9 protein-coding genes and 1 pseudogene are annotated in these 12,447 nt (G+C 67.3%); 6 read left to right on the forward strand and 4 right to left on the reverse strand.

Features of this window, described 5'->3' with window-relative positions; all coding sequences use genetic code 11:
* Positions 1-62: 62 nt before the first annotated feature.
* Genes MF407_RS05100 through aceB form a run of 3 tightly spaced genes read right to left on the reverse strand, consistent with a single transcriptional unit; the run spans position 63 to position 4,342 of the window.
* On the reverse strand, positions 63-1,268 hold the full coding sequence (locus tag MF407_RS05100; RefSeq protein ID WP_239701605.1) for an FAD-binding oxidoreductase: 1,206 nt from the start codon (positions 1,266-1,268) through the stop codon (positions 63-65).
* A complete protein-coding gene (locus MF407_RS05105) occupies positions 1,268-2,740 on the reverse strand; it encodes an FAD-linked oxidase C-terminal domain-containing protein (protein WP_239701607.1) in 1,473 nt (490 codons plus the stop codon). The genes MF407_RS05100 and MF407_RS05105 overlap by 1 nt, the downstream gene beginning before the upstream one ends.
* 3 nt (positions 2,741-2,743) lie before the next feature.
* A complete protein-coding gene (gene aceB, locus MF407_RS05110) occupies positions 2,744-4,342 on the reverse strand; it encodes a malate synthase A (RefSeq protein ID WP_239701611.1) in 1,599 nt (532 codons plus the stop codon).
* A 246-nt stretch (positions 4,343-4,588) separates the two neighbouring features.
* Here aceB and MF407_RS05115 point away from each other — a divergent pair, with 246 nt between their 5' ends.
* From MF407_RS05115 to MF407_RS05130, 4 genes are all read left to right on the forward strand, one after another.
* A complete protein-coding gene (locus MF407_RS05115; RefSeq protein ID WP_239701613.1) occupies positions 4,589-5,818 on the forward strand; it encodes an MFS transporter in 1,230 nt (409 codons plus the stop codon).
* Positions 5,819-5,920: 102 nt separating this feature from the next.
* A complete protein-coding gene (gene lepA, locus MF407_RS05120) occupies positions 5,921-7,765 on the forward strand; it encodes a translation elongation factor 4 (protein ID WP_239702852.1) in 1,845 nt (614 codons plus the stop codon).
* A gap of 4 nt (positions 7,766-7,769) precedes the next feature.
* Positions 7,770-8,576, forward strand: coding sequence for a tRNA (guanosine(46)-N7)-methyltransferase TrmB (gene trmB, locus MF407_RS05125; RefSeq protein WP_239701615.1), 807 nt, complete (start codon positions 7,770-7,772; stop codon positions 8,574-8,576).
* A 53-nt stretch (positions 8,577-8,629) separates the two neighbouring features.
* On the forward strand, positions 8,630-9,094 hold the full coding sequence (locus MF407_RS05130) for a hotdog fold domain-containing protein (protein WP_141928834.1): 465 nt from the start codon (positions 8,630-8,632) through the stop codon (positions 9,092-9,094).
* On the opposite strand, the gene MF407_RS05135 is transcribed toward MF407_RS05130, so the two are convergent.
* Positions 9,078-9,980: a LysR family transcriptional regulator gene (locus MF407_RS05135; protein WP_239701618.1), complete on the reverse strand. Its 903-nt coding sequence runs from the start codon at positions 9,978-9,980 to the stop codon at positions 9,078-9,080. The two genes, MF407_RS05130 and MF407_RS05135, sit on opposite strands and share 17 nt — an antisense overlap.
* A gap of 70 nt (positions 9,981-10,050) precedes the next feature.
* On the opposite strand from MF407_RS05135, the pseudogene MF407_RS05140 reads away from it, so the two are divergent.
* Together MF407_RS05140 and hemW are read left to right on the forward strand one after the other, a co-directional pair.
* A pseudogene (locus MF407_RS05140) lies at positions 10,051-11,087 on the forward strand (putative sulfate exporter family transporter).
* Between the two features lie 132 nt (positions 11,088-11,219).
* On the forward strand, positions 11,220-12,443 hold the full coding sequence (gene hemW, locus MF407_RS05145; RefSeq protein WP_239701621.1) for a radical SAM family heme chaperone HemW: 1,224 nt from the start codon (positions 11,220-11,222) through the stop codon (positions 12,441-12,443).
* Positions 12,444-12,447: the final 4 nt, after the last annotated feature.

Below are 12,447 nucleotides of genomic sequence, written 5' to 3' on the forward strand. Positions count from 1 at the left end.
TTCGACACTGACGTCAACGCCTGGCGTGATAGCCGGTTCAGAGGCGGTGCGGGGGTCGGGCATCAGATTCCTCCCACGAATCGGCCTGGGGCCAAATGGTTTTCTGGATCGAACTGCTGTTTCACACGGCGCATTATGTCGATGGCCGGGATCGGACCCCACACATCGACCTGCCCGCGCATCTCCTTCGGGGCATCGAGCACGATCACGCTGCCGCCGAGGGCGACCTCACGAAAACGTGCTGCGGCGGCCTCGACATCATTCGGTTCGGCTGCGCCGGACGGAGATGCGTACAGCACTCCCGCACCGGCTGATCCCTGAATCGTCCAGCCGAGTTCGGCCGCTGCCGCAACGACATTCGGCACAGCGGACAGTTGCGCGGTGATCTTCAGTCCGATGCCTTCGCCCACGGGCCACGGGTAGGTGCCGGTCCACCCGGGTGCTGGCGCTGTCTCGCCGGCGACGGTCGCGCGGATCCGCCCGGAGCGGGCGGAAACGCCCCCCTCAGTGCCTTCGATCAGCACGGCGAGAACTACCGAATCCGCAGTCTCGCAACGGATCTCGACCGCGCTCGGTGCGTCTTGACTATGCAAAAGGTCGTTGAGTACGTGCGGCAATTCGGCGATCGGGTGTTGACCGACGACCCACTCGGACGCCTGCGGCACCGGGTGCAGCCGGAAGGTCGCCTCGGTGACGATCGCGAGCGTGCCGTACGAGCCGACCATCAACTTGCCGAGGTCGTAGCCAGCGACATTCTTGACCACTTTGCCGCCTGCGTGGGCGACGGTGCCGTCGGCCAGCACGACCGTCACCCCGATGAGCAGGTCGCGCACGGAGCCCGCGAGCACACGCAGCGGCCCGCTCGTATTGGTTGCGATGAGCCCACCGACAGTGGTGCCCGGCACCATTTCGTCGAGCGCGAGCCGCTGGCCCGCCCGAGCGACGGTGCTCTGGACGACGTTCAGCGGGCAACCGGCCTCCGCGCTGACGATGAGATCGCCGGGCTGGTGTTCGAGCACCCGGTTCATCGCCGACAGGTCGAGGACCAGGTCGTGGTGCCCGGCGGGGGAACCCCACGTCAGTTTCGTGCCGGCACCCCGCACCGCGACGACCGCGCCGTGCTCACGAGCGGCTCGGACTGTTTCGGCTACCTCTTCGGTCGACGTCGGCCGAGCGACACAACTCGGCGCGCGTCCGTCGAACAGCGTCGCCGATGTGCCCTGCTCGACATCGATTCCACGGTGCTGCAATGTTTCTCGCAAGCTCATCAGAAGATTTCCGCCTTGCCCTCGTAGGGGTTCGGATCGTTCGCCGACCGCTTGCGCGGCACTTCGCCGCACAGCCGCGGCGTCGGGTAGATCTTGCCGGGGTTCGACAGTCCGTGCGGATCGAAGGCACAGCGCACCCGCTGCATGGTGTCGAGATCGACTTCGGTGAACATCTTCGGCATGTGCTTCGCCTTGTCGAAGCCGACACCGTGCTCGCCGGTGATCGATCCGCCGTGTTCCAGGCACAGGTCGAGGATCGCTCCGGACACCTCCTCAGCGCGTTCGCTCTCGCCGGGCACGCTGCCGTCGAAGAGCACCAGAGGGTGGAGGTTCCCGTCGCCCGCATGGAACACGTTCGCGACGCGCACTCCCTTGTCGGCAGCGAGTGCACCCATCTGGCCCAGCACCTGCGACAGCTTCGTGCGCGGGATGACGCCGTCCTGGACGATGTAATCGGGCGAGATACGACCGACCGCGGCGAATGCCGACTTGCGGCCCCGCCAGATCGCCATCCGCTCCTCGGCATCGGCGGCGAGGCGGATCTCGAAGGCGCCCGCCTCCTGGCACATCCGTTGCGCGGCAGCCGATTCCGCCTCGACCTCGGCCGTCGGTCCGTCGAGCTCGACGACCAGCACCGCGCCCGCGCCGTCCGGGTAGTTGCACGCGACCGCCGCCTCGGCGGCCTCGATCGCGAGTGCGTCCATCATCTCGATCGCGGCGGGCACGATGCCGGCCGCGATGATCGCGGAGGTTGCGGCACCGGCGGCGTCGGTCGATTCGAACCCGGCCAAGAAGGTCTGCACCGATTCGGTCGAGCGCAGCAGTTTCACCGTCACTTCGGTCGCGACACCGAGGGTGCCTTCCGAGCCGACGAACGCACCGAGCAGGTCGTAGCCGGGCGCGTCGGGTGCTCGCTGACCGAGCGTCACCTGCGAACCGTCGGGCATGACCACCTCAGCCGACAGCACGTGGTTGCTGGTGAAGCCGTACTTCAGGCAATGCGCGCCGCCGGAGTTCTCGGCGACATTGCCGCCGATCGTACAGATCTGCTGGCTCGAGGGGTCCGGCGCGAAGTAATAACCCTCCGGCGAACTCGCCTGAGTGACAGAAAGATTGATGACGCCTGGGTCGACCACCGCACGCTGATCGGCGCGGGAGATCTCCTTGATCTCCCGGAACCCACTCATCACGATCAGGACGCCATCGGCGTGGGGGAGCGCGCCACCGGACAACCCAGTGCCCGAACCGCGCGCGACGAAGGGCACCCCGGCTTCCGCGCATGCTCGGACGGCGAGGCGCACCTGCTCAGCGTCCGAGGCGAGCACGACCACGGCCGGGGTCACCCGGTGAACCAGCAGCCCGTCACAGTCGTAGGTCGCCAGACGCGCCGGGTCGGTGATGACCGCCTCACGCGGCAGGGCCGACCGCAACCGTTCGATCACGGCTGCGATCGACCCGCTCGAAGTGGCCATCGGCTACTTCATCCGCTCGTAAGCCGGCAGGGTGAGGAAGTTGGCGTAGTCGTCGGCGACGGCGACCTCGAGGAAGGTTGCCTTGGCGTCGTCGTAGTCGCTCGCGTCGCCGGGCAGTTCGGCGATGACCTCGTCGACCAGCTCCAACACGAGCTCCTTGGTGATGAGCTTGTTCGTGTCGGCGGTGGTGACCTCGTTCTTGATCTGCTGCCAGATCTGCGAACGGGAGATCTCCGCGGTCGCGGCATCCTCCATCAGGTTGTGGATGCCGACGGCGCCGCGGCCGGCCAGCCAGGAGCGCAGGTACTGCATCGCGATGTCGATGTTCGAGCGCAGACCGGCCTCGGTGACCTCACCGGGCGTCGACTTCACGTCGAGCAGCTGGGCGGCGGTCACCTGGACGTCCTCACGCAGGTTGTCGAGCTGGTTGGTCCTGCCCTCGGCGAACTTCGCGGAGAACACGTCGTCACAGGCCTGCACCATGCCCGGGTGGGCGACCCAGGAACCGTCGAAGCCGTCGTTCGCCTCACGGGTCTTGTCGGCGGTCAGCTTCTCGAAGGCGTTCTTGTTGACCGCTTCGTCCTTGCTCGGGATGAACGCGGCCATGCCACCGATCGCCGACGCGCCGCGCTTGTGGCAGGTGCGCACGAGCAGCTCGGTGTAGGCCCGCATGAACGGCACCGTCATGGTGACCGTGTTGCGGTCGGGGACGATGAAGTCGGCGCCACGGGTGCGGTAGGTCTTGATCACCGAGAACAGGTAGTCCCAGCGGCCGGCGTTGAGGCCGGAGGAGTGGTCGCGCAGTTCGTAGAGGATCTCCTCCATCTCGAACGCGGCCGGGTAGGTCTCGATCAGGCAGGTGGCGCGGATGGTGCCCTGCGGGATGCCGAGGAAGTCCTGGCCGATGACGAACGCGTCGTTCCAGAGGCGGGCCTCGAGGTGGCTTTCCATCTTCGGGCAGTAGAAGTACGGACCCTTGCCGCGGTCGATCTGCTTCTGGCCGCACGCGGTGAGGTAGAGCGCGAAGTCGACCAGCGAACCCGAGGTCTCCTGGCCGTCGACCAGGATGTGCTTCTCCGGCAGGTGCCAGCCACGCGGGCGGACGATGATCGTCGGCTGCTTCTGCGGCGCGACGAGCTTGTACTCCTTGCCTTCCGGGCTGGTGAAGTCGATGTTGCCGTCGACGGCGTCCATCAGATTCATCGGACCCTCGACCACGTTCTCCCACATCGGGGTGTTCGCGTCCTCCTGGTCGGCCAGCCAGGCAGCGGCGCCGGAGTTGAGGGCGTTGATGACCATCTTCCGGTCGGTCGGGCCGGTCATCTCGACGCGGCGGTCCTCGAGGCCCGGCGCGAGCGGGGCGACCTTCCAGCTGTCGTCCTCCCTGATGTCCTTGGTCTCCGACAGGAAGTCGAGGTCCTCGCCGGCGGCGACCTTCTTCACCGTGTCCTCGCGCGCGGCGAGGAGTTCGAGGCGTCGGGCATTCAGTTCACGGTGCAGCTTGGCAACCAGTTCGAGCGCCTTGGGCGAAAGGATCTCGTCGTAACGGTCCTTCACCGGACCGGTGACTTCGACGCCATCCGGCAGGTTCAAAGTGGACATGCGACTCCTCTGTCTGTCTGACATGCAACACGGCATTCCGCATCGCGGAATGAGGCTCCTTCTGTACGGAATACCCTAGCAATAACATCGACGCTGCGGGTGGGTGAGTGCTGGCCAACCGTCGCCGCGCGGGTGGGTGAGTGCTCGCCAATCGTCGCCGCCGGTCGCCATCGCAACGGGTGATGTTGCTCACGAACCAGGCGCGCGGATTCGCCGACAACTTCCGATTGCCGGGAGACTTGATCGGTGATCCGAGCCAGCGCCCCGCAGACCATCGACGTCGACGGCGATCAGGCGGTGGCCCGCGCGCATCATGTCGGCCTCGCGCTCTTCGCATTGGCCTTGGGCGGATTCGCGATCGGCACCGCCGAATTCGTCACGATGGGTCTGCTGCCGCAGATCGCGGACGGTGTCGACATCTCGATCCCGAAGGCCGGCCACGTCGTGTCCGCGTACGCCCTGGGCGTCGTCGTCGGAGCCCCGTTGATCGCAACGCTGGCTGCCCGCGCACCCCGCAAGGCTCAGTTGAGCTGGCTGATGATCGCGTTCGCCCTGGCCAACATCGGTTCGGCGCTCGCCGCTTCGTACGGCACCCTGCTGATCACCCGCTTCCTGTCCGGACTGCCGCACGGCGCCTACTTCGGCATCGGGTCCGTCGTGGCCGCGTCCATGGTCGCTCCGCACCGACGCACCTGGGCCGTCTCGATGATGCTCGCCGGCCTCACGGTCGCGAATGTCATCGGCGTCCCGCTGTCCACCGTCCTCGGTCAACGGTTCGGCTGGGAATACCCGTACGTGTTCGTCGGAGTGATCTCGCTGGCCTGTGTCGCCGCGGTGCTCGCCTGGGTGCCGCGTCAGCCGGCTGACGAGAACGCCTCTGCCGCAAAGGAACTCAAGGCGCTCACCCGTCCTCAGGTGTGGTTGGCGCTCGGTATCGGCACCGTCGGTTTCGGCGGGATGTTCGCCACGTTCTCCTACATCACCCCGACGATGACCAACCTGGCCGGCTTCGCCGAGAGCACCGTCCCGTTGATCCTCGTCGTCTACGGCGTCGGCATGACGATCGGCGCGACCGTCGCCGGACGCGTCTCACAGTTCGGTTTGATGCGCGGCATCCTGGGGTCGCTGGTGCTCATCGCGACCCTGTTGGCCGTGTTCGGTTTCATGGCGCACCACCCGGTCACCGCCGTGATCGCGGTCTTCCTGCTCGGCTTCCTGCCCACGATGCTCGTGCCTATGCTGCAGACCCGGCTGATGGACGTCGCGCAGGAGGGTCAGTCGCTCGCTGCGGCCCTCAACCACTCCACCCTGAACATGGCGAACGCGCTCGGCGCATGGCTGGGCAGCATTGTCCTGGACCGCGGTCTGGGCTACGAATGGCCGAGCCGGATCGGCGCGCTGCTCGCCGTCGGTGGCATCCTCATCACGATCGTGTCCGCCACCCTCGGACGTCGGGACGCGGCCGCTCGCGCCTAGAACGTCGTCTCGAAGGGTTGTCGGGACACCTCGGCAGGCGTGGGAGACTGGGACGAATACCTGTCCGGCCGAGAACAACGCAAGGAACCATCTGTGGCACCCATGGCACGCACCGCGCTGCAACCAGCCGCGACGCCGCCTTCGCAGATCCGAAACTTCTGCATCATCGCGCACATCGACCACGGCAAGTCCACCCTCGCCGATCGCATGCTGGGGATCACCGGCGTCGTCGACGACCGCGCGATGCGGGCGCAGTACCTCGACCGCATGGACATCGAGCGTGAGCGCGGCATCACGATCAAGAGCCAGGCCGTGCGCATGCCGTGGGAGATGGATGGGGAGACCTTCTGCCTCAACATGATCGACACGCCCGGGCACGTCGACTTCACCTATGAGGTGTCCCGGTCGCTCGCCGCGTGTGAGGGAGCGGTGCTGCTCGTCGACGCGGCGCAGGGCATCGAGGCGCAGACGCTCGCCAACCTGTACCTGGCGATGGAGAACGACCTCACGATCATCCCGGTGCTGAACAAGATCGACCTGCCGGCGGCGCAGCCGGAGAAGTACGCCGAGGAACTCGCCGGCTTGATCGGCTGCGAGCCGGAGGACTGCCTCAGGGTGTCGGGCAAGACCGGCGTCGGCGTCGAACCGCTGCTCGACCAGATCGTCCAGCAGTTCCCGGCTCCGGTGGGCGATGCGAATGCTCCCGCCCGCGCGATGATCTTCGACTCCGTCTACGACACCTACCGCGGCGTCGTCACCTACGTTCGCGTGGTCGACGGCAATCTGAACCCGCGCGAGAAGATCCAGATGATGTCGACGAAGGCGACCCACGAACTGCTGGAGATCGGCGTCATCTCGCCGGAACCGGTGCCTGCGAAGGGGCTCGGTGTCGGCGAGGTCGGCTACCTCATCACCGGAGTGAAAGACGTCCGCCAGTCGCGGGTCGGTGACACGATCACCTCCGCGCGCGACGGCGCCACCGATGCCCTCGGTGGTTACCGCGACCCGAAGCCGATGGTCTTCTCCGGTCTGTACCCGATCGACGGTTCCGACTACCCGGTGCTGCGTGATGCCCTCGACAAGCTCAAGCTCAACGACGCCGCGCTGGTCTACGAACCCGAGACCTCGGCCGCGTTGGGCTTCGGCTTCCGCATCGGATTCCTCGGCATGCTGCATCTGGAGATTGTGCGCGAACGCCTCGAGCGCGAGTTCGACCTCGACCTCATCTCGACACTGCCGTCCGTGGTGTACGACGTGAAGTTGGACGACGGCCGCACGGTCGTGGTGACCAACCCGTCCGAGTTCCCCGAGGGCAAGGTCGACTCGATCACCGAGCCCGTCGTCCGCGCGACGATCCTGGCGCCGAGCGAGTTCATCGGCGCGATCATGGAGCTGTGCCAGAGTCGACGCGGCACGCTGCGCGGCATGGACTACCTGTCCGAGGACCGCGTCGAGATGCGGTACACGTTGCCGCTCGCCGAGATCGTCTTCGACTTCTTCGACTCGCTGAAGTCGCGCACCCGTGGGTACGCCTCGCTCGACTACGAACCCGATGGCGAGCAGCAGGCCGAACTGGTCAAGGTCGACATCCTGCTCCAGGGCGACAAGGTCGACGCGTTCAGCACCGTCGTGCACCGCGACAAGGCGTACGCGTACGGCGTGATGATGGCCGGCAAGCTCAAGGAGCTCATTCCGAGGCAGCAGTTCGAGGTGCCGATCCAGGCCGCGATCGGCGCCCGCGTCATCGCCCGCGAGAACATCCGCGCGATCCGCAAGGACGTCCTTGCCAAGTGCTACGGCGGTGACATCAGCCGTAAGCGCAAGCTGCTGGAGAAGCAGAAGGAAGGCAAGAAGCGGATGAAGATGGTCGGCTCCGTCGAGGTGCCGCAGGAAGCCTTCATCGCTGCGCTCTCCCAGGACGCCTCGGCTGAGAAGGCGAAGAAATAGCGCCGTGGCACAACGTGATTCGGGCTTCGACCCGGTTGTTCCGACGAGCCCCGACGGTCGCCCGTTGGCCCGCACCCGATCGTTCACGCGCCGCGGCGGACGCATGCCCGACCGGCACGAGCGCGCGATGGAGCAGCACGGGCCGATCTACCTGCTCGATCTGCCGCTCAACGGCACCGACACCACGCTCGACCCCGACTACCGCTTCGATAAGGAAGGGGTCTTCGGGCGGTCGGCGCCGTTGATCGCCGAGATCGGGTCGGGCGCCGGCGACGCCGTCGTGCACGCTGCGGCATTGCACCCGGACGTTGACTTCCTCGCCTTCGAGGTATGGCGCCCGGGCGTCGCGCACACCATCACCAAAGCGGTCTCGGCGGGCGTCACCAACCTGCGCATCGCGATCGCCGATGCGGCCTGGTCGATGCCGCTCATGTTCGAACCAGGGACGTTGCACGAGATCTGGACCTTCTTCCCCGACCCGTGGCCGAAGACCAAGCACCACAAGCGCCGTCTGGTGCAGCCGGCGTTCGCGACGCAGGTCGCTGAGTTGCTGGAGTCGGGCGGTGTGTGGCGGCTCGCGACCGACTGGGCCGACTACGCCTGGCAGATCCGCGACGTCGTCGAAGGGTGTGAGGAGTTCACGAACCCGTTCGCCGGGCGACTCGCCGACCCGGGCGACCCGGACGTCGACCCGGAGGGCGATCGCGGCGGATTCGCTCCGCGGTTCGAGGACCGTCCGATGACCCGCTTCGAGAAGAAGGGGCTGCGGGTCGAGCGCATCGTGCGCGATGTTGCGGTGACCCGGCGCTGACCGCGTGCCCGGGATGGTGGCGCGTCGAAGTTACCTGTAAGTAACATCTGGGCATGGCCTCGACCTTCCAGATGTATCGACAGCTCGAAAGCAAGCCGCTCGGCAAGAGCGCGTTCTCGCTCGCCTTCATGCTGAAGGCGCCGTACTTCGCAACGGTGCGCCCGAAAGTGGAGGTCATGGAGCCGCACCACGGCGTCGTCACGATCCGCAAGCGGCGCGGCGTGCAGAACCACATCGGCACCGTGCACGCGATCGCCGTCGCGAACGGTCTCGAAGCGGCGATGGGTCTGCTCTGCGAAGCGACCACCCCGAAGGGAATGCGCTGGATTCCTAGGGGAATTCAGCTCGACTACATCGCCAAGGTGCCCACCGACGTCCGGTGCGAGGCGCGCACAGACATCGCCGATTGGGACAAGCAGCCGCCGTTCCAGGTCGACGTGCGGTGCACCGCTTATGTCGATGACGGCAGTGAGGTCGTCTCGGGCGTCATCCCGGTGTGGGTCACTGCGAAGAGCTGATTTCGCCTTCGTCGCGGGCGATCGCGACGAGGTCGGCCGCGAGGCCGGACAAGCGCCGCGACCCGGTCCAGACCGCGCGCAACGGTCGATGCAGTTCGAACCCGAGCGGCACCGTCACCAAGGTGCCGGCCGACAGGGCGTCGGCGACCGCGAGCCGGCTGAGCACCGCGGGTGCTGCGCCCGAAGCGACGCTGACCCGCACCGCGGCGTTGCTCGGGAGCTCCAGGTGCGGTCGCACCTGCTGATCGAGCGCCTCGTCGAGGGCCATGCGGGTGCCGGAGCCGGGTTCGCGGGTGATGAGTGCGGTGCGTGCCAGTTCGTCGGCGCGGACCGCGCGCGACCGGCCGGCCCAGACGTGATGCGGGGCGACCACGAGCACCATCTCGTCGTGCGCGACAACAGTGCTGTGCAGGTCGCCGGGCACCGTGGGCTCTTCGACGAACCCCAGGGCGGTGCGACCGGACCGCACATCATCGACGACATCGTGGGAGTTGTGCACGTGCACGGCCACGGCGCTGTTCGGTTGCTGGCTGCGCAGCGTCGAAAGCCATCGGGGTAGTAGGTGTTCGGCGATAGTCTGACTGGCCGCGGCCGGCAGCGGACGCGTGGAGTCGCCACGCAGGGTCGCGGCCGAATCGGTGACCGCGTCCATAGCAGCCAGCGCCTGGCGAGCAAGATCGACCAGCACCGCCCCCGCATCGGTGAGGGTCGATCCGCGGGTTGACCGCACGACGAGGTCGAGGCCGAGTTGGCGTTCGAGTCTCGCGAGCGAACGGGTGGCATTGGGTTGTGCCATGCCGATCGAGCGCGCGGCGGCGCCGACGCTGCCGGTGTCGGACACGGCAACCAGGAGCTCCAGGGCGGCCGGGTCGGGGCGATCTGCCATATGCGAAGGATATGCCCTCCTGCGCATTCTCCGGCTACCGGCGGCGGCACTGATGCCCGATGGTGGAGGCATGTTGCACGCCACGCCTGTTCGCACTGCACGCCGGGGTGCCATTGTCGGTGCGCTCGTGGTGATTGTTATCGGCTGTGTGGCAACGGTTTTCGGCCAGTTTGTGCCGGTGCTCGGCGGTCCGGTGTGTGGCATCGTCCTTGGCCTTGCCGCGGGTGTCGCTGTGCCGCGGCTGCAGTCGCACCAACTGGATGGCGGATATGAGGTCTGCTCCAAGCAGGTGCTGCAGGCGTCCGTGGTGGCGCTCGGCACTGGGTTGTCGCTGCGCCAGGTGGCGCAGGTCGGGTCGTCTTCGCTGCCGGTGATGCTCGCCAGCCTGTCGGTCGCGCTCGGGGGCGCCGCCCTCATCGGGCGCTGGTTGCGTGTCGGGCGCGATGTGCGAACGCTCATCGGAGTCGGCACCGGCGTCTGTGGCGCGTCGGCGATCGCCGCCAGCACGGCGGTGATGCGGCCGAAGAAGGCCGATGCGGCGTACGCCCTCGGCACGATCTTCGTCTTCAACGTGATCGGAGTGCTCACCTTTCCGGTGATCGGCCACTGCTCGGGATGACCGGCGAAAGCTTCGGCCTGTGGTCCGGCACGGCGATCAACGACACGTCGTCGGTCGTCGCAGCCGCCTATGGTTTCGGCGACGGTGCGGGCGACCAAGCGATCGTGGTGAAGCTCACCCGGTCGTTGATGATCATCCCGATCACGATCGTGCTGGCTTACCTGACAGCGCGTCGCGCCGCGTCGTCGTCGCCCGGCCGTCCGTCGACGGTGCGCATTCCATTGCGTCAGGTGGTGCCGTGGTTCCTCGTCGGGTTCGTGGTGGCGGCGGCGGTCAACTCGATCGGAGTCATCCCGACCGTCTGGCACCCTGGCCTGTCGAGGATCGGCACCTTCGGAATCACCCTGGCGCTCACCGCGATCGGGCTGTCCATGCGCCCGGCGCAGCTGCGCCGCACCGGCCTGCGGCCGTTGTTGTTGGGGGCGATCCTGTCGGTGCTGGTCGCCTCGACCAGCCTGGCCATGCAGGCCCTGACCGGCACCCTCTGACCCCCGCCCGCAAACGCTGCGCTACTCGCCGGCCACTGGTGGTGCACCAGCAGTGACTGGACGCAGGTGCAGCGCCTGTGGCGGTTGGTGCAGCGATTCGGCGTGCGGGTCGACGTCGGCGAGAATGGACCAATGCCCAGCGCGCTGCCCGATGGTGAACCTGTCCCGACCGACGGACACCTGCCGGCGACGGCGCTGGCGGCGTTGCCGCACAAGCCTTTCGGGGTCTACCTGCACGTGCCCTTCTGTCGGGTGCGGTGCGGCTACTGCGACTTCAACACCTACACCCTGACCGAGCTCGGCCCTGGCGCGAGCGTGGGTTCGTACGCGGACACCGCGATTCGGGAGATCGACCTCGCCGTACGGGTGCTGGGTGACCAGGCGCCGCCGATCTCGACGGTGTTCGTCGGCGGCGGCACGCCCACGATGCTCGCGGCGCACGACCTGGTGCGGATGATCGGCGCCCTGCGCGACCGGTTCGGCTTTGCCGATGATGCCGAGATCACGACCGAAGCCAACCCCGACTCGGTGACTCCCGAATCGCTGGAGGTGCTGGCGGACGGCGGTTTCACACGGGTGTCGTTCGGGATGCAGTCGGCGGTGCCACACGTGCTGCACACGCTCGAGCGCACCCACGACCCCGCCAATGTCGGGCGCAGCGTCGAGGCGGCGAAGGCGGCCGGGCTGGCGACCAGTGTCGACCTCATCTACGGCACACCGGGGGAGTCGCTCGCCGACTGGCGCACCTCGCTGGACGCGGCAATTGCCTTGGAACCCGGGCATATCAGTGCCTACGCGCTCGTAGTCGAACAGGGCACGAAGCTCGCGGCTCAGGTGCGCCGCGGCCAGGTGACGATGCCCGATGACGACGACGAAGCCGACAAGTACGAGCTTGCCGACTCCATGCTCGCCGTGGCCGGTTACTCCTGGTATGAGGTGTCGAACTGGGCAACCGACCCGGCGCTGCGTTGTCGGCACAACGAGCTGTATTGGTCGGACGCCAACTGGTGGGGGATCGGGCCCGGCGCGCACAGTCACGTTGGTGGGGTGCGCTGGTGGAATCGCAAGCACCCTGCGGCGTACGCCTCGGTGCTGGCCGAGGGCAACTCACCAGGCGCCGGACGCGAATTGCTCACGGACACACAGCGATACGAGGAGCGCGTGCTCCTCGGCATCCGTCGCGACGCCGGCCTCGCCCTCGACGACCTCGAACCCGCCGGGCGCACCGCCGTCGCCGGGCTGATCGGCGACGGTCTCGTCGACGGACCGACGGCCCTGCGCGATCGGCGACTCGTGCTCACCCTGCGTGGACGGCTGCTCGCCGACACCGCCGTCCGTCGGCTGCTCGACTTCTGACCCA

The sequence above is a fragment of the Yimella sp. NH-Cas1 genome (assembly GCF_022359705.1).
Lineage (GTDB): Bacteria > Actinomycetota > Actinomycetes > Actinomycetales > Dermatophilaceae > Yimella > Yimella lutea.